This window comes from Bosea vestrisii (assembly GCF_030144325.1).
GTDB lineage: Bacteria > Pseudomonadota > Alphaproteobacteria > Rhizobiales > Beijerinckiaceae > Allobosea > Allobosea vestrisii_A.
The window spans coordinates 5,389,602-5,414,353 of sequence record NZ_CP126307.1; the positions used below are offsets into that span (position 1 = coordinate 5,389,602).

The 24,752-nt window shown below is 67.6% G+C and carries 20 protein-coding genes and 1 pseudogene; 13 read left to right on the top strand and 8 right to left on the bottom strand.

Annotated elements, in window-relative coordinates:
• The first annotated feature begins 4 nt into the window (after positions 1-4).
• From QO058_RS26580 to QO058_RS26600, 5 genes are read left to right on the top strand one after another with little or no spacing between them, the layout of a single operon-like run.
• Positions 5-1,078, top strand: a complete 1,074-nt coding sequence (locus QO058_RS26580) for a branched-chain amino acid ABC transporter permease (RefSeq protein WP_284169216.1) — start codon at positions 5-7, stop codon at positions 1,076-1,078.
• 37 nt (positions 1,079-1,115) lie between these two features.
• Positions 1,116-2,378, top strand: coding sequence for an ABC transporter substrate-binding protein (locus tag QO058_RS26585; protein ID WP_284169217.1), 1,263 nt, complete (start codon positions 1,116-1,118; stop codon positions 2,376-2,378).
• Between the two features lie 52 nt (positions 2,379-2,430).
• Positions 2,431-3,222: an ABC transporter ATP-binding protein gene (locus QO058_RS26590; protein ID WP_284169218.1), complete on the top strand. Its 792-nt coding sequence runs from the start codon at positions 2,431-2,433 to the stop codon at positions 3,220-3,222.
• Between the two features lie 9 nt (positions 3,223-3,231).
• Positions 3,232-4,464 carry a phenylacetate--CoA ligase family protein gene (locus tag QO058_RS26595; protein WP_284169219.1) on the top strand — a complete coding sequence of 411 codons (1,233 nt, stop codon included), beginning with the start codon at positions 3,232-3,234 and terminating at the stop codon, positions 4,462-4,464.
• Between the two features lie 33 nt (positions 4,465-4,497).
• Entirely contained in the window at positions 4,498-5,286 is a 789-nt protein-coding gene (locus tag QO058_RS26600) for an enoyl-CoA hydratase/isomerase family protein (protein WP_284169220.1), read from the top strand.
• Here QO058_RS26600 and QO058_RS26605 read toward each other — a convergent pair.
• Entirely contained in the window at positions 5,283-5,645 is a 363-nt protein-coding gene (locus tag QO058_RS26605; RefSeq protein WP_284169221.1) for a hypothetical protein, read from the bottom strand. The genes QO058_RS26600 and QO058_RS26605 overlap by 4 nt on opposite strands.
• 103 nt (positions 5,646-5,748) lie before the next feature.
• On the opposite strand from QO058_RS26605, the gene QO058_RS26610 reads away from it, so the two are divergent.
• Together QO058_RS26610 and QO058_RS26615 are read left to right on the top strand one after the other, a co-directional pair.
• Positions 5,749-6,186 carry a MarR family winged helix-turn-helix transcriptional regulator gene (locus QO058_RS26610; RefSeq protein ID WP_284169222.1) on the top strand — a complete coding sequence of 146 codons (438 nt, stop codon included), beginning with the start codon at positions 5,749-5,751 and terminating at the stop codon, positions 6,184-6,186.
• A gap of 116 nt (positions 6,187-6,302) precedes the next feature.
• A complete protein-coding gene (locus tag QO058_RS26615) occupies positions 6,303-7,379 on the top strand; it encodes an ABC transporter substrate-binding protein (RefSeq protein ID WP_284169223.1) in 1,077 nt (358 codons plus the stop codon).
• Positions 7,380-7,432: 53 nt separating this feature from the next.
• Here the strand turns inward: QO058_RS26615 and QO058_RS26620 are convergent, their stop codons facing one another.
• Complete coding sequence (locus QO058_RS26620; protein WP_284169224.1) at positions 7,433-8,143, bottom strand: orotate phosphoribosyltransferase; 711 nt, start codon at positions 8,141-8,143, stop codon at positions 7,433-7,435.
• A gap of 238 nt (positions 8,144-8,381) precedes the next feature.
• Here QO058_RS26620 and pyrC point away from each other — a divergent pair, with 238 nt between their 5' ends.
• Positions 8,382-9,476, top strand: coding sequence for a dihydroorotase (pyrC, locus tag QO058_RS26625; protein WP_284169225.1), 1,095 nt, complete (start codon positions 8,382-8,384; stop codon positions 9,474-9,476).
• A gap of 13 nt (positions 9,477-9,489) precedes the next feature.
• Here the strand turns inward: pyrC and QO058_RS26630 are convergent, their stop codons facing one another.
• Both QO058_RS26630 and QO058_RS26635 read right to left on the bottom strand, forming a co-directional pair.
• Positions 9,490-10,776, bottom strand: a complete 1,287-nt coding sequence (locus tag QO058_RS26630) for an amidase (protein WP_284169226.1) — start codon at positions 10,774-10,776, stop codon at positions 9,490-9,492.
• A gap of 90 nt (positions 10,777-10,866) precedes the next feature.
• On the bottom strand, positions 10,867-11,814 hold the full coding sequence (locus QO058_RS26635; RefSeq protein ID WP_284169227.1) for a LysR family transcriptional regulator: 948 nt from the start codon (positions 11,812-11,814) through the stop codon (positions 10,867-10,869).
• A 127-nt stretch (positions 11,815-11,941) separates the two neighbouring features.
• On the opposite strand from QO058_RS26635, the gene QO058_RS26640 reads away from it, so the two are divergent.
• The 5 genes and pseudogenes from QO058_RS26640 (at position 11,942) to QO058_RS26660 (ending at position 19,904) form a co-directional block, all read left to right on the top strand.
• Entirely contained in the window at positions 11,942-12,778 is an 837-nt protein-coding gene (locus tag QO058_RS26640; protein WP_284169228.1) for an alpha/beta hydrolase fold domain-containing protein, read from the top strand.
• Between the two features lie 55 nt (positions 12,779-12,833).
• Positions 12,834-14,052 (top strand): annotated as a pseudogene (locus tag QO058_RS26645) (efflux RND transporter periplasmic adaptor subunit).
• A 234-nt stretch (positions 14,053-14,286) separates the two neighbouring features.
• Positions 14,287-17,469, top strand: a complete 3,183-nt coding sequence (locus QO058_RS26650) for an efflux RND transporter permease subunit (RefSeq protein ID WP_284169229.1) — start codon at positions 14,287-14,289, stop codon at positions 17,467-17,469.
• A gap of 330 nt (positions 17,470-17,799) precedes the next feature.
• Positions 17,800-18,714, top strand: a complete 915-nt coding sequence (locus tag QO058_RS26655; protein ID WP_284173033.1) for a DUF4238 domain-containing protein — start codon at positions 17,800-17,802, stop codon at positions 18,712-18,714.
• A 374-nt stretch (positions 18,715-19,088) separates the two neighbouring features.
• Positions 19,089-19,904: a DUF3108 domain-containing protein gene (locus QO058_RS26660; RefSeq protein ID WP_284169230.1), complete on the top strand. Its 816-nt coding sequence runs from the start codon at positions 19,089-19,091 to the stop codon at positions 19,902-19,904.
• Positions 19,905-19,937: 33 nt separating this feature from the next.
• On the opposite strand, the gene QO058_RS26665 is transcribed toward QO058_RS26660, so the two are convergent.
• The 4 genes from QO058_RS26665 to QO058_RS26680 form a co-directional block, all read right to left on the bottom strand.
• Positions 19,938-21,203, bottom strand: a complete 1,266-nt coding sequence (locus QO058_RS26665; RefSeq protein ID WP_284169231.1) for an acyl-CoA dehydrogenase family protein — start codon at positions 21,201-21,203, stop codon at positions 19,938-19,940.
• 294 nt (positions 21,204-21,497) lie between these two features.
• Entirely contained in the window at positions 21,498-22,538 is a 1,041-nt protein-coding gene (locus QO058_RS26670) for a phosphotransferase family protein (protein ID WP_284169232.1), read from the bottom strand.
• A 47-nt stretch (positions 22,539-22,585) separates the two neighbouring features.
• Positions 22,586-23,986, bottom strand: a complete 1,401-nt coding sequence (locus tag QO058_RS26675) for a bifunctional serine/threonine-protein kinase/universal stress protein (protein WP_284169233.1) — start codon at positions 23,984-23,986, stop codon at positions 22,586-22,588.
• A gap of 8 nt (positions 23,987-23,994) precedes the next feature.
• Positions 23,995-24,735 (bottom strand): metallophosphoesterase family protein, encoded by a 741-nt coding sequence (locus QO058_RS26680; protein ID WP_284169234.1) that lies wholly within the window; start codon positions 24,733-24,735, stop codon positions 23,995-23,997.
• Between the last annotated feature and the right edge of the window lie 17 nt (positions 24,736-24,752).

Consider the following 24,752-nt stretch of genomic DNA (forward strand, 5'->3'; position numbering starts at 1 on the left):
CGCCGTGTTCTATCGTCGCGCCGGGATCCGCCACACGCGCTATCAGGACGAGCGCCAGCTCTTTCCGCTCGGCTTCGACCGAGGCCTGATCATCGCGGTCCTCGCCATCCTGCTGGCGGCGCCGTTCCTGTTCGACCGGCTTTACGTCTCCGGCTACCTGCTGCCCTGGCTGATCTGGACCTCGGCTGCACTCGGCCTCAACCTGCTGATGGGCTGGTCCGGCCAGATCCATCTCGGCTATGGCGCGGTGATGGGCATCGGCGCCTATGGCTCGGTGCATCTGGTGCGTCTCGGCGTACCGCTCGAGATCGCGATGATCGCCGGCGGCCTGCTCAGCGCGACCATCGGCACGATGTTTGGCGGCGCGGCCCTGCGCATGAAGGGCATCTACCTCGCGATGGCGACGCTCGCCATGCAGTACGTCGTCGACTTCGTCATCTCGCACTCGTCGGTGATCAGCGGCGGCTCGCTGGCGACGCTGCAGGTGCCGCCCGTGAGCTTCCTCGGCATTCCCCTGCAGGGCGAGGTGCCGACCTATTATCTCGCGCTCGGCGTCTGCTTCGTCATCACGCTGTTCATGCTGAACGTCAGGCGCACCAGCTTCGGCCGGGCGCTGGCGGCGCTGCGCGAGAAGGACTACGCCGCGCAGATCCTCGGCATCTCGACCTTCCGCTACAAGCTGCTCGCCTTCTGGGTCTCGTCCTTCATCGGCGGCGTCGTCGGCTCGGTGCTGGCCGTGACCTATCTGCGGGCGATCTCGCCCGACCAGTTCCACATCGAGCTCTCGATCCAGATCCTGGCGATGATCATCGTCGGCGGCCTCGGCAGCGTGCTCGGCCCGTTCTTCGGCACGGCGCTGATCCTGTTCGCACCGATCCTGCTCAACAACCTGCTCGGCTTCACGGCGGGCACATTCGGCCTGTCCCTGCCGATCGACCTGCGCGCGCATCTGCCGCTGATGGCTTATGGCGCGCTGGTGATCGGCTTCCTGCTCTACGAGCCGCTCGGCCTCGCCAAGATCTACGCCAATTTCCGCAACTACTTGCTCGTCTGGCCGTTCCGCCATGCCCAGCGGTGACGGTGCCTCAATCAACGACAGGGCTGGAGGAAACAGGATGTCGCTCGATCGCCGTTCTTTCATCGCCGGCTCGGCTGCGCTGGCCGCGCCGCTCGCCCTGCCGGTCCAGGTCTTCGCCCAGGAGAAGATCGTCCGCTTCACGCTGCCGCAGGACTTCACCCGCATCTACACCTTCGTCACCTCGGAGTATAACCAGGGCCAGCGCGACTACTTCACTTTGGTCAACGATCGCGGCGGCGTCGGTGGCTACAAGATCGTCGCCGACATCACCGACCACGCCAACGACCTGCCGCGCGCCATCGAGGCCTATGAGCGCGGCAAGCGCGAGGGCGCCGTGCTGATCGACCCGCTCTCGACGCCGGTGGCACGGGCTCTGGTGCCGCGCGCGCTCGAAGACAAGATCAACATGATCACTGCCTATTCCGGCCGCAGCGACGCGGCCGATGGCAGCGCCTTCCCCTATGTGCTGCCGCTCTCGATCAACTACTGGACCCAGGCCGGCCTGATCATCGAGCAGTTCAAGAAGACCGAGAAGGGCAGCCTCAAGGGCAAGAAGATCGTCTTCGTCCATATCGACACGCCCTTCGGCAAGGAGCCGCTGCCGATCCTGAATGTGCTCGCCAAGAAGGAAGGCTATGAGTTGACCGCCTTCCCCTATACGCCGCCCGGCAACGACCAGTCGGCGATCTGGCCGCAGGTGCGCCGCGCCAGGCCCGATTTCGTGATCTTCTGGGGCGCCGGCGTCGGCCAGACCGTTGCGTTGACCGAGGCGATCCGCAACGGACTGCCGATGGACCGGGTCTCGGGCAGCGTCTGGCTCTCGGAATCCGACATGGACGTGGTCGGGCGCGAGGCGGCCAAGGGCGTGATGAAGGTCGAGCCCTGCGTCGGCGGGCGCGAGCCCAAGGTCATCAAGGACATCCTCGCCGACGTCATAGGCAAGGGCAAAGGCGCTGGCCCGGAAAACAAGGTCGGCACGGCCTACTACAACTACGGCGTCCAGATGGCGACGCTGATGGTCGAGGGCGTCCGCAAGGCGGCCGAGAAGGCGCCGAACGGCCCGGTCACCGGCCCCTGGCTCAATGAGGGGCTGCGCTCGATCACCAACTTCACCGCTGACGGCCTCCTGCCGCCGACCACGATCACCAAGGACGACCACCAGGGCGGCGGCATGGGCCGGATCGCGCGCTGGGACGGCGCCAGGTTCGTGCCGATCACCGACTGGTACTCGGCCAACCAGGACGTGGTCTGGGAGGAGATCCGCAAGAACTCGGAAGAGTTCAAGAAGTCCGGGAAATGACGGGGCCAAGGCGGCGCGGGCCCTCCGCGCCGCCCCTTTTCGGATCGGGCCGATGACGCTGCTGGCACTGAACAATATCGAGATCGTCTACGATCAGGTCTTCCTCGCGGTGCGCGGCGTCTCGATCGAGGTGCCCGAGAAGGGTCTCGTCGCCGTGCTTGGCGCCAATGGTGCCGGCAAGAGCACCGTGCTGAAATCGATCTCGGGCCTGCTCAAGCCCGAACGCGGCGCGGTCACCCGCGGCGAGATCAGCTTCGAGGGCCGCTCGATCCTCGCGGTCGATCCGCCCGATCGCGTGCGCCTCGGCATCGTCCATGTGCTCGAAGGCCGGCGCGTCTTCGGCCATCTGACGCCGAAGGAGAACCTGATCGCCGCGGCGACCATGCATCGCGAGCGCGGTCATGTCACAGCGCTGATCGACCGGATGTTCGAGACCTTCCCGCGCCTCGCCCAGCGCGCCAAAGCCGAGGCCGGCTATCTCTCCGGCGGTGAGCAGCAGATGCTGGCGATCGCGCGCGCCTTGATGACCGAGCCGCGACTCTTGATGCTCGACGAGCCCAGCCTCGGCCTTGCGCCCTTCCTCGTCGACGAGATCTTCGACATCATCCGGAGCGTCAACGAGCGCGACGGCGTCGCCGTGCTGCTGGTCGAGCAGAACGCGACGGCGGCGCTGGAGATCGCCCAATACGGCTACCTGATCGAGAACGGCCGCATCCTGATGAGCGGCGAGGCTGCGGTACTGAGCGCCAATCCCGACGTCGCCGACGCCTATCTCGGCGGCCACCAGAAGGTCGACTATCACGCGGTCAAGCACTATCGGCGCCGCAAGCGCTGGCTCGCCTGAGGCAGCGAGATGGCCAAGCATTACGACCGGCTGGAGACGCGTGCGCCGGCACGCCGCGAAGCCGATCTCTTCAGCCGATTGCCGCAAGTGATCGCGGCGGCGCAGCGGCTGCCGGCCTGGCGCCGGTGTCTGCGCGGTGTCGATCCCGGGACGGTCACCGACCGCGCGGCGCTCGCCCGCCTGCCGGTGCTTCGCAAATCGGACCTGCCGGCGAGTCAGCGCCTGAAGCCGCCTTTCGGCGGGCTGCTGCCGGGCCGTCCCAGCGATTATCGCCGTTTGATGATGTCGCCGGGGCCGATCTTCGAGCCCGAGGGCCATGACGACGATCCCTGGCGGGTCGCCCGCGCGCTGGCGGCGACTGGCGCCGGCTGGCGTGACATCGTGCTCAACACCTTCTCCTATCACCTGACGCCCGGCGCCTGGTGCTTCGATGCCGGCGCGCGCGTGATCGGCTGCGCCGTGATCCCGGCCGGGCCCGGCAATAGCGATGCCCAGCTCGACCTGATCGAGGCCTACCGGCCGACGCTCTATGCCGGCGTGCCGGATTTCCTCAAGATCCTGCTCGATCTCGGTGCGGCGCGCGGGCGCGATCTCTCCTCGCTGAAGCGGGCGGTGGTCTCCGGCGCCGCCTTCCCGCCGTCGCTGCAGGCCGAGTTCCGCGAGCGCGGCATCGACCCCTATCAATGCTACGCCACGGCCGAATGCGGCATCATCGCCTATGAGACGCCGGCCCGCGAAGGCCTCGTCCTCAACGAGGACATCATCGTCGAGATCCTGCGGCCCGGCACCGGCCAGCCGGTGGCGGAAGGCGAGGTCGGCGAGATCGCGGTGACCATCCTTGACCCCAGGAAGCCGCTGATCCGCTTCGCCGTCGGCGATCTCACTGCGACGCTGCCGGGGCCATCGCCCTGCGGGCGCACCAATCAGCGCATTCGCGGCTGGCTCGGCCGGGCCGATCAGTCGGCCAAGGTCAAGGGCATGTTCGTCCGGCCCGAGCAGGTCGCGGCAGTCGCCGCCCGCCATGCCGAGCTCGGCCGCTGCCGGCTGGTGGTTACGCGCGCCGGCGAGACTGATGCGATGTGCTTCAAGGCCGAGGCCGCCGCGTCGGGGGCGGGCCTGGTGGAGGCGGTGAAAGCCTCCGTCCGCGAGGTCTTCAAGCTGGGCGGTACGATCGAGCTGGTCGCGCCGGGGACATTGCCCAACGATGGCAAGGTCATCGACGATGCGAGGGCGCCGGGCTGAGGCTCGCGGCGCAGACGGGATGAGGATGAGACGATGAGCGATCCGGCAGGCGAGGTGGTGATCACGCAGCGGCAGGGCCCGGTCCTCACCGTGACCATGAACCGTCCCAAGGTGCTCAACGTGCTCGACGAGGCGATGGCCGACGCGCTGGTGGCGGCCTTCTCCGGGCTCGCCGCAGATCAGACCATCCGCGCCGTCATTCTCGCCGGGGCAGGGCGCTCCTTCATGGCGGGCGGAGACCTTGCCCGCTTCCAGGCCGATCTGCCCGGAGCGCCGCAGACCGCGACGCTGCTGATCGATCGCTTCCACACGCTGATGCGCCTGATCAAGGCGATGCCGCAGCCGGTGATCGCCGCGGTGCAGGGGCCGGTCGCCGGCGGCGGCGTCGGGCTCGCCTTCGCCTGCGACCTCGTTGTGGCGGCGCAGGATGCGAGCTTCCTCTCGGCTTATACCAAGCTCGGCACCAGCCCCGATGGGGGCACCACCTGGACGCTGACGCAATTGCTCGGCCCGCGCCGGGCGCTGGAATTCGTTCTGCTCAACGAGGCGGTGAATGCCGAGAGCGCGCTCCAGCTCGGCCTCGTCAACCGCATCGTGCCGCCTGGCGAGCTGATGGAGGCCACGCGCACCATGGCGGAGAAGCTCGCCCGCGGCAGCTTTGGCGCGCAAGGGGCGAGCAAGGCGCTGGTCCAGGCTGCGACGCATGGCTCGTTCGACGCGCAGCTTGAGCTGGAGAAGCGTGCCTTCGTCGCCAATGCCGGCACCGCAGATTTCCTAGAGGGCATCAACGCTTTCTTCGCGCGCCGGCCACCGAAATTCTAAGCGCGCCGCGCTCGCCAGGCCGCAACCAGGCCGGCCACGAGCAGCACCAGCAGGACGCCATGGAAGGCCTTGTCCGCCGGCGTCTGCGGCCCGACGCCGACCGCGATGGTGAAGACGCCGACCAGCGTGCCGAGCAGCGCGAAGCCTTGAACCGCGAGGGCTGTGGTCCGCGCCGCGGCTGGCCGCAGCCCGCCGATGGCGAGACCGAGCGTCAGCACCGCTGCGATCACGCCTTCGGCCGTCATGGCCTGAACATGCTCGGAACCAGCGATCGGAATACCGGCATGGATCAGCGAGGCTCCGGCAAACAGCAGGATCTCGACGGTGAGAAAGGTGAGGAGCGTGCTCCGGCTGGTCATCGGTCGTCTCCTGCGATGTGCAGCGAGGGGTAATATAATTTGAGTAGCCAAAATATCAGATATGTCAAATAATGCTGCCGAACGGAATCCTGCGGGCAGGGACATGACGCAATCATCCGATAACGAGGCCGACCGTGCCGTCGAAGCCTGGCGGCTGATGTTCGCCTTCCTGATGCGCTCGGCGCCCGAGCGCCTGCATGCCCAGCAGGAGCGGGGGCTGACGCCAAACGATTCCCGCGCATTGTTCACGCTCGTCGCGGGCGACAAGCCGATGGGCACGCTGGCGAAGGAGTGGGCCTGCGACCCGTCGACCGCGACCTGGCTGGTCGACAGGCTCGAGCGCGCGGGCCTCGCCGAGCGGATCGCTTCCGCTGCCGACCGGCGAGTGAAGCTGGTCCGGGCGACGCCGAAAGGCAGAACGACGATCCAGGAGCTGATGGCGGCCTATCACCGGCCGCCGGCGGAGATGGCCCGGCTGGCGCAAGGCGATCTGGACGAACTTGCCCGGATTCTCAGGATTCTACAGCCGGACAGCGCATGACTTCATCGGGTGCCCATGCGGGATAGTCTCGCTCCGGCTGCGCCTGCACCACTGACATTCACCGGTGCGACCCGCGCAATATTGCGACCGAATCGTCGCCCGAGAGACGCCCGCCCATGAGTGAAACACCCCTCCGGATCGGCGCTCTCGCCCCATTGTCGCGGCCCGGCTGGGTCGAGGCAGGCCAGCATCTGCTCGCCGGGCTCGAATTGGCCGTGTCCGACGTCAACGGCGCCGGCGGGATCGCCGGAAGACCAATCGAGCTGCTGGTCCGGGACACTGCGGCCGATCAGCAAAAGGCGACGGCCGCCGTCGATGAACTGGCTGGCCTCGGCGTGGCAGCCCTGGCGGGGGAGTACCACAGTGTTGTTGCCCGCGCTGCCGCGGCCAGGGCCGATGCTCTGCGCCTGCCGTTCCTGTGCTCGTCGGCGGTGCTCGATGCGCTCACCGAGCAGCCTACCGATTGGGTCGCGCGCATCGCCCCGGCGCAGTCCCGCGGCTGGCGGCTCTACGCCGATTTCCTGCTCGGTGCGGGGCACCGGCGGATCGCCGTCGCCACCGTGCCGAGCGTCTACTGGGCCTCGGGAACCGGTATTCTGAGGGACCATCTCGCGCCACGCGGCGGCACGCTCATCGATCTCGACATGGGTTCGCTCACGCCCGCGGCGCTGTGCAACGCCCTCGCAGACAACGGCGCGACGGCCCTGCTGCTTCTGGTCGGCCACCCGGAGCCGGCGGTGCCGATCGTCAAGGCCGTCCGTACCGACAAACGCCTAGCCGGGATCACGATCGGCGCGCCGGCCGGGCAACCGGAATTCGCCGAATGGTTGGCATTGCTGGGCGAGGAAGGCACCGGAATCCCGTTCCTGCGCTACCTGCCGGAACAGCTCACCCCGCTTGGCGCGCGAGTCGAGGTGGCGCTGCGTGACAGGCTGGCCGGTGCGCCGTCCTTCGTCGCCTTCGAGGGCTATGACACGATCGTCGTCCTCGCCGATCTCTTGCGATCTCACGGCACGGATCGTGAGGGTATTGCCGGCGCCTGGTCGCGCGTTGCAGTCGAAGGCGCTCGCGGACCAATCCGCTTCTCGCGCACGCCGGGGATCAGCGTCTGGCAATGGGTCTGGCCGCCGATCCAGGTCGTCGCTCGCGATCCGGCCGCACCCGAGCGCTTCCGGGTCCTGCGTGCCGGCTGAAAGTGCATGGAGATGCCGGCCGCGCCAATTGAGCGCGGCCGGCCTGATAATCCTCAGCCGGTCTTGGCCTGGTTGAAGTCCGAGATTCCGCCATGGGCGGCCGACCACTTGGCCGGCTCGTTCAGGAAGCTCTCGACCTCGGCCAGCACTTTCGGCTCGAAATGGCCGCTCGCCTTGGCGACCTTGAGCACGTCCCACCAGGTGGTGAGATAGTGCAGGCCGACGCCGATCTCCTTCATCATCTCGCGGCCTTGCGGGAAGATGTCGTAGTAGAACAGCACGAAGCAGTGATCGACCTTGGCGCCAGCGTCGCGCAGGGCCTTGCAGAAATTGACCTTGCTGCCGCCATCGGTGGCGAGATCCTCGACCAGCAGCGTGCGCGCGCCCTCGACCACCTCGCCCTCGATCTGGGCGTTGCGGCCGAAGCCCTTGGGCTTCTTGCGGACATACTGCATCGGCAGCGACAGCCGGTCGGAAATCCAGGCGGCGAAGGGGATGCCGGCTGTCTCGCCGCCGGCGACGATGTCGATCGATTCATAGCCGATATCGCGCACGATCGTCGTCGCCGCGAAGTCGATCAACGAGGAGCGCAAACGCGGGAACGAGATGATCTTGCGGCAGTCGATATAGACCGGGCTCGCCCAGCCGGAGGTGAAGATGAAGGGCTTGTCGCTGTAGAAGTGGACCGCCTTGATCTCGAGCAGCATCTTGGCCGCTTCGAGCGCGATGGTCTCCCGGTCGACCGGCATGTAAAGATTCGACATGGTCTCGTTCTCCAGGGCCAGCGCGCGCCATCCTTCGCCGTTTGCAGGCGTTGGCGCGGCTCGGATCAAATTCGCAAACGGCCCCTTCTCGACAGGTTGCCGGTGAAGGTCAATCCCCGCTGCGCACTGTCCCCGAGATGATTGCACAGGGGTGCTCGCGCAGCCCGGGCAGGGCGGTTATGGAAGAGCCGGCTCGCCTTCGGATTCGCAAGGCGGGCGAGAAGCACAGGGGCAGGGCATGAGCGTCACGGAACTCTTCGGCAGCACTGAAGCCAAGGCAGCCGGCACCTTCGAGACGCTGACGATCCGCCGTCCGGACGACTGGCACGTCCATTTGCGCGACGGCGCCATGCTGAAGGCGGTGCTGCCTTTCACTGCGGCACAGTTCAAGCGCGGCATCATCATGCCGAACCTGATGCCGCCGGTGACCTCAGTCGATGCCGCGAGCGCCTATCGCGAGCGCATCCTCGCGGCGCGGCCGGAGGGCAGCGACTTCACCCCGCTGATGACCTGCTATCTCACCGATACGACTCAACCCGACGAGATTGAGCGCGGCTTCAGGGCCGGCGTCTGGGCCGCCGCCAAGCTTTATCCGGCCGGCGCCACCACCAACGCCCATCACGGCGTCACCAGTATTCCAAAGCTCGCCCCGGTGCTGGAGCGGATGGAGAAGATCGGCATGCCGGTTCTCGTCCATGGCGAGGCGACCGATCCCGCTGTCGACATCTTCGACCGCGAGGCGGTATTCATGGAAACCGAGATGCTGCCGCTCCTGAAGCGGCATCAGGGCCTGAAGGTCGTGGTCGAGCACGTCACCACCGCCGAGACCGTCGATCTGGTACGGGCCCATGCCGGTCGCGCCGCGGGCACGGTCACGCCGCACCACCTGATCATCAACCGCACGTCGATCTTCCAGGGCGGCCTCCGGCCGCATCTCTACTGCCTGCCGGTCGCCAAGCGCGAGCGCCATCGCCTTGCTCTGCGCAAGGCGGTGACCGCCGGCGACGGCAATTTCTTCGTCGGCACCGACACCGCCCCGCATCTGCGCGGCGCCAAGCAGGCCGAATGCTGCTCGGCTGGCGTCTTCGGCGGCGCAACCGCCCTGCAGACCTATGTCCAGGTCTTCGACGAGGAGGGCGCACTTGCCCATTTCGAAGCCTTCGCCGCGGAGAACGGTGCGCGCTTTTACGGCCTGCCGCTGAACGAGGGCACGGTCACGCTGGAGAAGCGGCCCTGCCGGGTCTCGCCCGCCATCGCTGTCGGCGAAGAGGACGTCGTCGTCTTCCGCGGCGGCGAGGAACTGCCCTGGTCGCTCGGCGAGGTGAGGGGCTGAGCCGGAGCCGCGCTCAGCCGACCGCGGCCGGCTCGATCAGCCTGGCGAGGTTGAGCAATTGCCGGTCGCGCCCGGCGACGGCGCTCAGCATCAGCCCGCCCGACAGCTTGTCGCCGAGCGGCATCGGCAGCGAGATCGAGCACAGGTCGAACAGGTTGCCGAAGGCCGGGTTGCGCAGGATCAGGCGGTTGGCCGTGTGGAAGGCCTCGTCGTCGGCCTCCATCGCGGCGATCGTCGGCGCCTCGATCGGCACGGTCGGCGCGAGGAAACCGTCGAGGCCGTCGAGCAGGGCGGCGAGCCTTCCGATCAGCGCCCGGCGCCTCTCCATGGCGATGATGTAGTCGGCCGCCTTGCAGGGCACGCCGATGGCGATGCGCGCCGCGACGCGCCGGTCATAGGCGTCGCCCTTGCTGGCCATCAGGTCGCGATGCACCGCAGAGGCCTCGACCGTGACGAGCGGCACCGGGCCGATCGCGAACATCTCCTTGTAGAGCCCGTCGAAATCGACCGGCTCGACCGCGATGCCGAGCCGCGTCACGCGCTCGATCGCCGCCTCATAGGCCCTGGCGACGGAGGGATCGGCCTCGGCCAGGAAGCCGCCACGCGCCACGCCGAGCCGGATGCGGCCGGCGGAGATGCCGTCTTCGAGCGCGAAGGGCCGGTCGGCCAGCACCGACAGCAGGCGCGCGCAACCGGCGACGTCCTTGGCCAGCGGGCCGATCGAGTCGAGGCTCGGCGCCAGCGGGAAGCAGCCCTCGGCCGGAACCGTGTTGTGCGTCGGCTTCATCCCGGTGATGCCGTTGAAGGCGGCGGGGATGCGGCAGGAGCCGCCGGTATCGGTGCCGACGGTCAGCTCCGACGTGCCTTCCGCCACCGAGACCGCCGCGCCGGAGGAGGAGCCGCCGGGGATGCGCGCCTTGTCGAGCGCGCTGCCCGGCGTGCCGAAGGTGGTGTTGAGGCCGATGCCGGAGAAGGCGAACTCGGTCATGTTGGTCTTGCCGATGATCACCGCGCCGGCCCGGCGCAGCCGCGCCACCGACGGTGCGTCCTGAGCCGCCGGAGCTGCGCCCTTGAGCGCGCTGGATCCGGCCCAGGTCGTGACGCCCTTCACGTCGAGCAGGTCCTTGACCGAGACGATGGTGCCGTCGAGCGGGCTGAGCTCGAGGCCGGCCTCGCGCCGGCGGTCGGCGGCGTCGGCCTCGGCCCGCGCCGTATCGAGCAGGAGCTTGGTGAACACCGGGGCGCCGTCACCGATGCGGGCGAGATTGGTTTCGAGCTTGTCGCGAACGCTGCGGGACATCGGACGGACCTGGCTGGTGGACGGGCGCGCGGCGAAAGCTGCGCCCGTCTGGTTAGCGCATTCCGGAGCCGAAGAAACCCCGCGCCCGGCTCATGCCGCAACGTCGTGGGCGATGGGCAGGTCCGGCTTGCGCTGGAGCAGGTCGTTCGCGGCAAAGATCTCCGCCAGCCAGTCGACGAAGACCCGCACCTTGTTCGAAAGGTGCCGGTTGGGCGGGTAGATGATGTGAAGTGGCTTCGGCGCGGTGCACCAGTCGGTCAGGACCGGCACGAGCCGTCCGGAGGCGATGTGTGCCTGCGCCATGAAAGTCGGCACCTGCATGACGCCCATCCCCGCAAGCCCGGCGGCGAGATAGCCGGTGCCCTCGTTCAGCGAGATGACATAGTTGCCGTGGATCTCGATGGTCTCGCTGGTGCCGGCGAAGGTGAAGGGCAGGATGCGGCTGGTGCCAGCCCGCCGATAGCCGACGGCGAGATGGCCATTCTCCAGGTCGCGCGGATGCCGGGGCGTGCCGTGCTTGGCCAGATAGTCCGGCGTCGCGCAGGTGATCAGCATCATCTGGCCGATGCGGCGGGCGATCAGGCTCTGATCGTCGATCGCACCCGCCCGCACGGCGAGGTCGAGATTCTCGCCAACCAGATCGGCAGGCCGATCGGACAGCCCCATATCGACCTGGATCTCGGGATAGCGCGCCAGGAATTGCGGCAGCGCCGGCAGGATGATGTCGGTCGCGAGCGGCACGCTGACATCGATGCGCAGGCGCCCGCTCGGACGCGCCTGCGACGAGGTCATGCTCTGGTCGAGCTCGTCGATCTCGCCGAGGACGCGCAGCGCCCGCTCGTAATAGGCGGCGCCGTCCATGGTCACGGTGACGCGCCGCGTCGTGCGGTTGAGCAATTGCGCCCGCAAATGCCCCTCGAGCTGCTGGATCAGCTTGGTCACGGTCGGCTTCGGCAGGTCGAGTAGCTGCGCCGCACGGGTGAAGGTGCCGACTTCGACGACGCGCACGAAGGCGCGCATGGCAGTGAGCTGGTCCATCGCAATCCTCGGACGATGCAGCGATTGTTTCCGTACAGAAATAATGTAGGAGCAGATCGGCGGTTTATTAAGGGAACAGCATCACCTAAATCGTGATGCACCGCAACATTCGTCAGTCGCCACCGTCATGCTCGCTCCCTCCACCCCCGAAAGCCGCTATCGCCGCGCCGTCTTCTGGCGCGAGCAGAGCGTGCAGGCCGGGCGCGAGAAGCTCGCCGGCCGGCTCTATGCTCCGGCGGCCGTGCCGGACGAGGCCGGCCTCGTCGTCCATCTGCATGGCGGCACCTTCGACAGCGGCACTCTTGCCTCGGGCGAAGCTGTCGCGACCACGCTGGCGGAGGCCGGCTCGATCGTGATCTCGCTGCCTTATCCGCTGGCTCCCGCCAATCCGTTTCCGCAGGCGCTCGAGGCGACCTATGCGGCACTGGAGAAGATCGCCCACGACAGGGCGCGCTGGGTCGGCAAGCACGCACCGCTCTATGTGGCGGGCGAGGAGGCCGGCGGCAATCTCGCCGCGGCGCTCGCCATGATGGCGCGCGACCGGCATGGACCGGCGCTCGCCGGCCAGATCCTGTTCTCGCCGATGCTCGATTCCTGCCTCGGCACCTATTCCTTCCGCAACGCCGCGGCCGGGCCGGTCGGCTGCCGCTGGGCCGATGGCTGGCATGCCTATCTCGGCTCGCCGGAGAAGGCGGCACACCCCTACGCCACGCCGGTCAATGCCGCGCGGCTCTCCGGTCTTGCCCCGGCCCTGATCGTCACGGCCGAGGACGACCTGCTGCGCGACGAGAGCATCACTTATGCCGGCCGGCTGAAGGCGGCCGGTGTCGATACCACCATCCGCGTCGTCGGCGCGCCGAGCCGCTGGCCGGACGCTTTCGCCGAGGGCCCGTGCGACGGCTCCTGCCTCTGCGCGGCCTGTCATCACATCAGCGAGTTCTTCACCGCGACCGCTCCGCCCTAGCGCGCTGCTGCCGCCCCGCCTTTCGATTTTTCTCTTCCGAACAAGGAATGAACCCATGATTCAGGGAACGATCCGTCACGTCCTGTTGGGCGTCACTCTCGCCGCCGGCGTCTCGCTCGCGGCGCTGGCCGTCGCCGTCAATGGCTCGGGCAAGGCGCAGGGCGATACCGCCCCCGCCGCACCGCCAGCCACGCCGGTTTCCGTCGCGCTGGTCGAGCAACGCGCGCTGGTCGCCTGGGCCGAGTTCTCCGGCCGGCTCGAGGCGATCGAGCGCGTCGAGATCCGCTCGCGCGTCTCCGGCGTGGTCGAGCAGGTGCATTTTTCGCAAGGCGCGCTGGTCAAGCAGGGCGACCTGCTCGTCAGTATCGACCAGGCGCCCTACCAGGCCGAGTTCGAGCGGGCCCAGGCGCAGTTGCTCGCCGCCGAGGGCGCGCGTTGCGCTCGCCGCGGGCGAGCACGAGCGCGGCCAGAAGCTGATGTCGACGCATAACGTCTCGCAGCGCGACCTCGACACCAGGCTGAATGCACTGCGCGAGGCGCAGGCGAACGAGCGTGCGATCCGCGCCGCCCTGCAGTCGGCCAGGCTGAACCTGGACTACACCCAGATCCGCGCCCCGATCGGCGGCCGTATCGGCCGGCTCGAGGTCACCGTCGGCAATCTCGTCGCCGCCGGGGCCAATGCGCCGCTGCTGACCACACTCGTCTCGGTCGATCCGGTCTATGCCGGCTTCAACGCCGACGAAGGCTCGCTGCTCAAGGCGCTGGCGACCCTGCCGGCTGAAGCTGGCAAGCCGCGCGACCTCAAGCGCATCCCGGTGCAGATGACGACCGCGGCGAACGAGGCTGCGCCGGTCTCCGGCCATCTCAACTTCGTCGACAACGGCATCGATGCCGCAACCGGCACGGTCCGCGTCCGGGCGATCTTCGACAACCAGGACGGCGCGCTGATGCCCGGCCAGTTCGTGCGCCTGCGCATGGGCCAGGCCAAGTCCGAGCCGGCGCTGGTCATCAACGAGCGCGCCGTCGGCACCGACCAGAACAAGAAGTTCGTCTTCGTCGTCGGCAAGGACCACAAGGCGCAATGGCGCGAGGTTACCCTCGGCACCGCCGCCGAGGGCCTGCGCATCGTCACCAGCGGACTGGAGGCCGGCGAGCAGATCGTCGTCAACGGCCTGCAGCGCATCCGCCCGGGCGCCACCGTCGCGCCCGAGCAGGTGCCGATGGCCGAGCGTTCCGAGCTGAAGAAGTCCACGACCGAGCTCGCGCAGCGCTGAGCCACTGCCGTCTTTCCGGGGCAGGCCGAAGGCCTGAGCCCGGAACCCAGAGCCGATGTCGGCTCCGTGTTGAATGGCCCGATCCCGCGCCTCTGTTCGCAGACGCGTCGGTTCTGGGTTCCGGGCTCTTCGCTGCGCGAAGCCCCGGAATGACGGCGTGGTACCTGATATCCATTTCCCGCTCCGCCGGCCGCTTCGGGACCGGCGGGGCCGCCGCCTTGAAGGGGCACCCAAATGAACCTCTCGAAGTTCTTCATCGACCGGCCGATCTTCGCCGGCGTCCTCTCCGTCCTGATCTTCCTCGCCGGCCTGCTGGCGCTCAGGGCCCTGCCGATCTCGGAATATCCCGAGGTCGTGCCGCCGACCGTGGTGGTGCGCGCGCAATATCCCGGCGCCAACCCGCGCGTCATCGCCGAGACCGTGGCGACGCCGATCGAGGAGCAGATCAACGGCGTCGAAGGCATGCTCTACATGTCGAGCCAGGCGACGACCGACGGCGTGATGACGCTGAACGTCACCTTCAAGCTCGGCACCGACCCGGACAAGGCCCAGCAGCTGGTCCAGAACCGCGTCAGCCAGGCTGAACCTCGCCTGCCCGAGGAGGTGCGCCGCCTCGGCGTCACCACCATCAAGAGCTCGCCGGACCTGACGATGGTGGTGCACATCACTTCGCCGAACGGTCGCTACGACATGACCTATCTGCGCAACTACGCCGTCCTCAACGTCAAGGACCGGCTGGCGCGCATCGACGGCGTCGGCCAGGTCCAGCTCTTCGGCTCGGGCGACTATTCGATGCGCGTCTGGCTCGACCCGCAGAAGGTCGCCGAGCACGCCCTCTCGCCCTCCGACATCGTCCGCGAGATCCGCGCCCAGAACGTCCAGGCCGCGGCCGGCGTCATTGGCGCCTCGCCGAGCGGGCCGGGGCTCGACCTGCAGCTCTCGGTGAACGCGCAGGGCCGCCTCGCCAGCGAGGAGGAGTTCGGCGAGATCATCGTCAAGACCGCCGCGAGCGGCGCCGTCGTCCGCCTGAAGGACGTCTCCCGCATCGAGCTCGGCGCCGCCGACTATGCGCTGCGCTCGCTGCTCAACGGCAAGTCGGCCGTCGCGGTGCCGATCTTCCAGGCGCCGAACTCGAACGCCATCGCCATCGCCGACCGCGTCCAGGAGACGATGCGCGAGATCAAGCAGAACATGCCGGAAGGCGTCGACTACTCGATCGTCTACGACACAACCCAGTTCGTGCGCGCCTCGATCAAGGCGGTGATCACCACGCTGCTCGAGGCGATCGCGCTGGTCGTGCTCGTCGTCATCGTCTTCTTGCAGACCTGGCGCGCCTCGATCATCCCGCTGGTCGCCGTGCCGATCTCGGTCGTCGGCACCTTCGCGGTGATGTACCTGCTCGGCTTCTCGATCAACGCGCTCTCGCTGTTCGGCCTCGTGCTGGCGATCGGCATCGTCGTCGACGACGCCATCGTCGTGGTCGAGAATGTCGAGCGCAACATCGAGAACGGGCTCTCGCCCCGGGAAGCGACCTACAAGGCGATGCGCGAGGTCTCAGGGCCGATCATCGCGATCGCGCTCGTCCTCGTCGCGGTCTTCGTGCCGCTCGCCTTCATCAGCGGCCTGACCGGCCAGTTCTATCGCCAGTTCGCGCTCACCATCGCGATCTCGACGGTGATCTCGGCGATCAACTCGCTGACCTTGTCGCCGGCGCTGGCCGCATTGCTGCTGCGTGGCCATGACGCCCCCAAGGATGCGCTGACCCGCGGCATGGATTTCCTGTTCGGCTGGTTCTTCCGCGGCTTCAACCGCTTCTTCAACCGCTCCTCGGAGGCCTATGGCGGCGGCGTCACCCGCATCCTCGGCCGCAAGACGGTGATGCTCGTGGTCTATGCCGGCCTCGTCGGCCTGACCGTCGTGCTCTTCCAGAAGGTGCCGTCGGGCTTCGTGCCGGGCCAGGACAAGCAGTACCTCGTCGGCTTCGCGCAGCTTCCCGACGCGGCGACGCTCGACCGCACCGAGGACGTCATCCGCAAGATGGACGCGATCGCCCTGAAGCATCCCGGCGTCGAGAACGCGATCTCGTTTCCGGGCCTGTCGATCAACGGCTTCACCAACTCGTCCAATGCCGGCATCGTCTTCGTGGCCTTAAAGCCGTTCGACCAGCGCAAGACGCCCGAGCTCTCGGGCAACGCCATCGCCATGCAGCTCAACAAGGAGTTCGCCGGCATCAAGGAGGCGTTCATCGCGATGTTCCCGCCGCCGCCCGTCCAGGGCCTCGGCACCATCGGCGGCTTCAAGCTGCAGATCGAGGACCGCGCCGGCCTCGGCTACAAGGCGCTCGACGAGGCGACCAAGGCCTTCATGGCCAAGGCGGCCGTGGCGCCCGAGCTCGCCGGCATGTTCTCGAGCTTCCAGGTCAACGTGCCGCAGCTCTATGCCGACATCGATCGCACCAAGGCGCGCCAGCTCGGCGTTCCCGTCACCGATGTCTTCGAGACGCTGCAGATCTATCTCGGCTCGTCCTATGTGAACGACTTCAACAAGTTCGGCCGCACCTACACGGTGCGCGTCCAGGCCGATGCGCCTTACCGCGCCTATCAGGAGGACATCGGCAAACTCAAGGTCCGCTCGAACTCGGGCGAGATGGTGCCGCTCTCGGCCGTGCTCAATGTCCGCACCGATTCCGGCCCCGAACGGGCGATGCGCTATAACGGCTTCCTCAGCGCCGACATCAATGCCGGCCCGGCCCCGGGCTTCTCCTCGGGCCAGGCGCAGGATGCGGTCGAGCGCATCGCCGCGGAGACTTTGCCCAAGGGCTTCGCCTTCGAATGGACCGAGCTGACCTATCAGGAGATCCTGGCCGGCAACTCCGCCATGCTCGTCTTCCCGGTTGCGATCCTGCTCGTCTTCCTGGTGCTGGCGGCGCAGTACGAGAGCCTGACCCTGCCGGTCGCGATCCTCTTGATCATCCCGATGGGCCTGATGGCGGCGATGGCCGGCGTCTGGTGGAGCGGCGGCGACAACAACGTCTTCACCCAGATCGGCCTCGTCGTCCTGGTCGGACTATCGGCCAAGAACGCCATCCTGATCGTCGAATTCGCGCGCGAGCTCGAATTCGAGGGCCGCACGCCGGTCGAGGCCGCGATCGAGGCCAGCCGCCTGCGCCTGCGGCCGATCCTGATGACCTCGCTCGCCTTCGTCATGGGCGTGGTGCCCCTCGTGCTCTCGACCGGGGCGGGCGCCGAGATGCGCCAGGCCATGGGCATCGCGGTCTTCGCCGGCATGATCGGCGTCACCGCCTTCGGCATCTTCCTGACGCCGGTCTTCTACGTGCTGATGCGCAAGCTCTCGGGCAACAAGCCGCTGCGGCAGCATGGGGAGGAGGGGAAGGAGCACCTCGCCGAGGCGGCTTAGGGTAGGGGGCGGCAGGGTTGCGGGGTGGCCCGCGATCCTGTCGGCATCTGCCTCAGCCACAGCCCCGTCATGCCCGAGTGCATGGTGGGGCTTCGGTTGTCTTGGGCTGGCTGCAACGATGATGCTATTTGGTGTAGCGTTCCCGGTGTCGCAAAGTTGGCGTGAAGCACCAGCTACAACGCCTATCGTGATCAGCTAGATGCGCCGCGCACAGTGGCATGAAGAATAAGAGATGGAGAAGACCAAAAAGCCCCCCGTAACGGTGATGCAGCACATTATTCCTGTGATGCATCTTCATCGTTTCGCCGGCACCAATCCACACGGTCACGTCTGGACCTACCTCAAAAGGGCGGTGAACCGCGCTCGGGGATGCCCGATGCTATCGGCGTTGAACGCCACTTCTATTCATACGAAAACGAGGACGGAACTCACGATACTTGGGTTGAGCAGACGCTATCGAGGGTCGAAAGCAGTGCGGAAGAACCCTATCGCAAGCTCCTACGCGCCGAAATACCAAGAGGCGCTGAGCGTGTCGCGTTCGCCGGATTCCTGGCAACCATGTATTTCAGGACACGGCCTGCTCGTCGTATGGCGGCTGAGATGCAGAGCAGGTTCCTCCAGCTCAGAACCTTTATGACGGCCAATCACCTCGGCGCGTTCGATACTTTCATCCGCAAGTTCGAGGCTGAGGAAAACAAGACCCTGTCGACTGAGGAGCGAGCTGCGCTCAAAGCAGGCATGCTTGATCCGAGCGGGTATGAAATGCTCATGCCCAAGCATCGCACGCTCGATATTTTCGAGAATGCGAAACTGATCACGCCTCTGATCCACGATATGACATGGACGATCGCCGAACCCGCCAATGGGTTCCTGATCACGTCTGACCAACCGGTCTGCCGCGTCGTTCTCACTGGTTCGGTTCGCCGTCAGGAGTTCGGCTTTAAGGACAAGGATGTCGAAGTCTCATTCCCCTTAAGTCCGAAACGACTGCTTCTTATGTCGTGGAAGAAGGAGCTGCCGAATATTTTCATTGCCGGGCGCGACTTCATCAATCACCGAAACGCCCTTCGCGCGCAGCACGCCGAGGGCGAGATCTACTCCCATATCAAGCACCTTCAAACCGAGCGTCTAGTCGCGCGCTACAAGATGCATCGTCTCGACATGGCCGGTGGCACGATGCCTGGTCAAAAGCTAATGCCTGTGCGGGTGCCACGCCGCTGGCATTGGGACAAACCAAAAGATTGACGCACCGCCCGTAGACGTTCAAGCCTAGCGTTGGAGCGCCAAATGGTCTTCCGACGAGACTGACTGTCGAGGCGTTATTGTCGTTGGAGAGCCCGCCGGCACTGACGCCCTGCACCGCCAGATCTGCGTCTGCAACGCGTCGCGCCTTCGTGCATGGCGGGGCTCTCGTCGTCCGCGCTACAACGGCACATCGCCTCGGCCATGGCCCTGTGACACCGGGCGGTCACGCTGAGGGAAGGGGACCAGCCGGTCTCGTGCGGGATGATGCGGATGCTCGGGCGCGACTTCGACAGCGACGACGCCGAGGGGCTGCGGGGCTACGCAGCCTCTCCAACGACGGCGCTGATGCCCGAGCGCGGCGGGAGGGCCCTTCCTTGACCGGCATCGCATCGAGACAGGCCCGCCCAAGGGCCATCGCGGCAGGCGCCCTGATCGCCGGCGCGTTCGCCTGCGCCGCGCCCTCGGCCGCCTCGGCGCGCGAGATGCGCCTTCGCTACGACGTCACGGTGCTGGGCGGGGTCTCGCTGGGCGAGATCGAGGTGACCTCGATGCTGGATCGCGCCGGCTATCGCATCGAGATCCGCACGCGGCCCTACCGGGCGGCCCAGCTCGTCGGGGCTGCCGAGCAATCCGGCAAGGTGGAAGGCCGCTGGGGCCGCAGCGGTCCCGAACCGCGGCTCTATGCTGCGAACGGCTCATGGCGGGGCCGGGCCTATGTCAGCGAATTGCACTATCCGCGCGGCGTGCCGACGATCCGGCGGCAGGAGCCGTCGAACGAGGACCGCGAGGCCGTTCCGGCCGAGCTGATCCGCGGCACGGTCGACTCGCTCTCCGGCGTCGCCGGCATGCTCAGGAAGGTGGCGGAGACTGAAGGCTGCGACGGCTCGACGGCGATCTATGACGGCCGCCGCCGCTCGCTCGCGGTCATGACCTCGTCGGCGAAGGTGCAGGTGAGCGACCAGGGCGCCCTGAATGGTCGCGCGCTGCGCTGCGGCTTCACCGTCCGGACGATCGCCGGCTTCCGGCATGACGATGATCGCGAGGCGGCGATGCGGCCTTTGAAGGGCTCGGTCCTGATCGCGCTGCGCGAGGGCGGCGAATTTCCGCTGCCCTTGCGCTTCGAGGTCGAGACGCGCTGGTTCGGCACGGTTGCGGTTCAGCTCGCCGGACCGCCTGTCGCGGCCGATTGAGAGCCTGCGATCGGTCGATCGGAGTGGCTGCCGCTACCCCTTCACATACGGCCGCAGCACGCCCTGTTCCGCGAAGGTGCTGCGGTTGCTCTCCTTGCGCTTCCTGATCTCGGCGCGGGCGATGGTGCGCAGGTGGACCTCGTCCGGCCCGTCGATGAAGCGCAGGGCCCGGCCCCAGCTGTAGATGAAGGCGAGCGGGGTATCGTTGGAGAGCCCGCCGGCGCCAAAAACCTGCATCGCCCGGTCGGCGATCTTGGTCTGCAGCCGCGTCGCCGCGACCTTGATCGCCGAGACCTCGGTGCGCGCGGCCTTGTTGCCGTATTTGTCCATCATCCAGGCGGCGCGCAGGCAGAGCAGGCGGGCCTGGTCGATCTCCATGCGGCCCTCCGCGATCCAGTCCTGGACATTGGCGTAGTCGGAAAGGTTGCGGCCGAAGGCCTTTCGCTCCAGCGCGCGTTCGACCATCAGTTCGAGCGCGACCTCGCATTGGCCGATCGAGCGCATGCAATGGTGGATGCGCCCCGGCCCGAGCCGCGCCTGCGCCAGGGCGAACCCTGCGCCCTCCTCACCGAGCAGGTTTGCCGCCGGCACCCTGACCTCAGTGAAGTCGGTCTCGGTGTGGCCCTCGAGCGAATAATGGTTCAGCAGCGGCAGGTTGCGCATCACGCTGAGGCCGGGCGAATCCATCGGCACGATGATCATGCTGTGGCGCTTGTGCGGATCGGCCTCGGGGCGCGGATCGGACAGGCCCATGACGATGCAGAACCTGACCTTCGGGTGCAGCGCACCGGTCGTCCACCATTTGCGGCCGTTGACGACGTAATGGTCGCCGTCGCGGATGATCGTGGTCTGCAGGTTGGTCGGGTCGGAGGAGGCGACGCCGGGCTCGGTGATCCCGACGCAGGAGCGGATCTCGCCGTTGAGCAGCGGGTTCAGCCAGCGTTCGCGCTGCTCTTGCGTCGCGAACATGTGCAGGATTTCCATGTTGCCGGTGTCGGGGGCGTTGCAGTTGAACACCTCCGACGACCAGTAGATCCGGCCCATGATCTCGGCGAGCGGGGCGTATTCGAGGTTGCTCAGCCGCGTGCCGGGCTCGTCCGGTTTCAGTGCCGGCAGGAAGAGGTTCCAGAGCCCCTCGGCCTTCGCCTTGGCCTTGAGGCCGTCGATCAGCGCGCTCGGATAGCGTCCGGCCTCGACCTCGTGCTTCCAGGCGGCGTCGGCCGGCTGGACGTGGGCATCCATGAAGGCCTGTAAGCTGGCGCGCAGTTCCTCGACCCTGGCCGAATAGGCGAAATCCATGGTGCTCTCCTCTAGTCCAGGGCGTCATGCTCGGGGAACCCTTCTCCCGGATGGATACCTCTGCAAAATGCAAGGCGAGGCTCCTCCCTTCCCCCCTTGTGGGGAAGGGTATGGGGATGGGGGCGAACGACCGGGTGCGCGGTTGTCTGTAGCAAGCGGATCGGCCGGTCTCGCGGCAAGGAGCTCCGACTTTCCGCCCCCCACCCCTGCCCCTCCCCACAAGGGGGAGGGGTTCCCGCGCCTCAATTTGGTGTCGCAGAGGAAACCACTCGGGAAACGGGTTCCCCGCGCCCTTCACTCCGCGCCCTCGACCAACGCTTCCGCCCGCAACGCAAAACTCTCCGCCATCGCGCCGACCGCCACCGCATTCTCGGCGGCGGCGTTCCCTGTCTTCGCCCGCGCTGCGATGCCGTCGAGGATGACGGCGAAGCGGAACAGCGAGAAGGCGAGGTGGAAGAGGCCCGGCCCCAGCGCCCCGCCGGCGGCGGCGCAATAGCGGGCGATGTATTCGTCTTGCGTCGGGATGCCGAGCGCCTCGCGATCGAGCCCGACGATGCCGGCATACATGTCCGGCGTCGAATGCCAGGGCAGGCAGGAGAAGGCGACATCGGAGAGCGGGTGGCCGAGCGTCGAGAGCTCCCAGTCGAGCACCGCGACGATGCGCGGCTCGTTCGGCGCGAACATCAGGTTGCCCAGGCGGAAATCGCCATGGACGATGCTGGTCTCCGGCGTCTCGTCGAGATTGCTGCCGAGCCAGTCGATCAACCGGTCGATCGCGGGGATGTCGCGCGTCTTCGTTTCGCGCCATTGCCGGCCCCAGCGCGTGAGCTGCCGGGCATAGTAATTGCCGGGCTTGCCGAAATCGGCGAGGCCGGCGCCCTGCCAGTCGAAGCCGTGCAGCGCCGCCAGCGCCTCGGCCATGGCGAAGTACATGGCTCGGCGCTCGTCAGGCTTCGCACCGGGCAAGGCGGTGTCGTGGAAGACACGGCCGTCGAGCCGCTCCATCAGGTAGAACGGCGTGCCGACGACGTCGTCCGCCTCATGCAGCAGCAGCACCGGCGGGACCGGCACGGCCGAGCCGGCGAGCGCCTTGAGGATGCGGTATTCACGCTCGACGGCATGAGCCGAGGGCAACAACGGCCCCGGCGGCTTCTTGCGCAGGACGAGCCGCGTGCCGGCATCGGGATAGGAGACGAAGAAGGTCGGGTTCGACTGGCCGCCGCTGATCCGTTCGATCGCCATGGGTCCGTCGGCTCGCCCGGGCAGCGCGGAGCGCAGGAAGGCATCGAGCCGGGCGGGATCGAATTCGGGCGGGGCGGAGGGGGTGGCCGGCATGGCCGGCATATTCGGAGGCAGAGGCGGGGAGGTCAACGCGTGTTGGCTCACTCCTCGCTGCCGCCCTTCACCCGGACCACCGAAACCGAGCACAGTGCCTCCGCCACGACCTTGGTCGAGACACTGCCGAGATGGCGCCGTAACGGCGAGGAGGAGCGGGCGCCGAGCACGATATGGTCGATGTCGTTATGCTCGGCATAGCGCAGGACCGCGTCGGCCGGGCTGACCGCCTCGATGACATGGTAGCTGACCCGGTCCTCGGGCAGATGCAGCGGCCGCGCCCAGTCCTTCAGCGCCACCAGCCGGCCGATATAGAGCGAGCGGCCCTCGGCATCGACGGTCCTGGTCTCGCCGATGATCTCCGTCCTGAGCACCGTGAGGCAGGCGAGCGAGGAATCCGGCCGTGCCGCGAGCAGCCGGCTGGTCTCGGCCAGGATCGCCGCGGCGAGCGCATCCGGCCCTTCCGAGAGATCGACGGCGGAGAGCACGATCGAGGGCCCGGCCTTGCGCCGTGCCACCGTCGGCGCGCCGGTGACCTCGGCTTCGTCGCGCTTCTGGAACAGGTCGACCAGCCGCTTGCCGAGGCCGCGCTCCTCGGCGGTCCGGCGCTTGCGCGAAACGGTGACCTGCTCGGGATGGCGCAGGTCGAAGGCGAGCTTGCCGGCATCGGCATAGCGCCGGCCGCGATCGACCTCGAGGCAGCGGGATATGATCGCTTCGAGCCAGGCCGGCGCCTGCTCGTTGACGGCGCGCAAGGGTTTGGGCGCGTGATAGAGCCGCCGCTTCATGCCGGGCACGGTCTTCGGCCGGCCGAACGGCTCCTCGCCCGACGCCATCTGGTAGAGGATGCAGCCGAGCGCGAAGAGATCGCTCGCCGGGTCGGAGCGTTCGCCCAGCACCTGTTCCGGCGCGATATAGGCCGCCGTCCCCATCGGCTCGCGGCTTTCTTCGCCGAGCAGGTCCGGCAGTTCGGCATGGCGGGCGAGGCCGAAATCGAGCAGCACTGTGCCCGACTCTGTCAGGACCACGTTCTCGGGCTTGAGGTCGAGATGGACAACGTTCTGGCGATGCAGATCGGCGAGCGCCACCGCGATCGCGATGCCAATGCGCTGGACCTCGGCGAAAGGCAGCGGCGCCTGCTTGATCCGCTCGGCCAGGCTCTCGCCGGGGACGAAGCCCATGGCGATGAAGGGAATGCGGGCGAGATCGCCGGACGCGACAAAGCGCGGCACATGCGGGCCGGACAGGCGCTTGTGGATCAGCACCTCGGTCTCGTAGCCGACGATCGCCGAGACGTCGGCGCCAGGATCGAGCACCGGAATCTTCAGCACCAGCGGGCCGGCATGATCCGGGTGGGTGGCGCGCCAGAGCGTCGCCATGCCGCCGGCTTTCAGCCGCTCGCCGAGCGTGAAACCGTCGATCACCGAGCCGATCCCAGGCCGTTCCATCTTGCCCCCTATCTGCCGATCTGCAGGCGCAGGCCGAGCCAGTCCGGCAGGCCGGCCGCCTTGATCTTCCGCGCGGTTTCCTGCGTGTCATAGGGCACGCGCACCATGGTGACCTCGCGCGCCTGCGTATCGAGCAGGGCAAAGCAGGCGGCCGGATCGCCGTCGCGCGGCTGGCCGACGGCGCCGACCACGACGACATGCCGGTGCACGGCCGAGAGCGGCGCCGCCACGTTGCGCAGCGGGATGAACGCCACCGGCTCGCGCCCGGCCCTGGCGTAGAAGATCGTCGGCAGATGGGTGTGGCCGCAGACCACCGTCCGCGCCTCCGTCGCTGCGAGGCAGGCATCGGCGCTTTTGAGGTCGCGGACATAGTGCCAGGCGGCGGGATCGCGGGCGCTGGCGTGGACGAAGAGCGTGCCGTCGAGCTCTGCCGCCAGCGGTAGATCGCCCAGGAAGGCGCTCTGTTCGGCGCTGAGCTGTGCCCTGGTCCAGAGCGCCGCCTCATGGGCGTTCGGCGTCATGCCGGAGGGACCGTGCACGGCGGCTTCGTCATGATTGCCGCGGATCGAGATGGCGCCGGCAGCGACGAGCTCCCGCGCCGCATCGACGCAGAAGCCTGGCTCGGGGCCGTAGCCGACGATGTCGCCGAGCAGCACCAGCCGGTCGGGCTCGAGGCGGCGCACAGCCGCCAGCACCGCCTCGAACGCCTCGCGGTTGGCATGGATGTCGGAGAGGATGGCGATCCGCATTCAGTATCCGGGCCCGA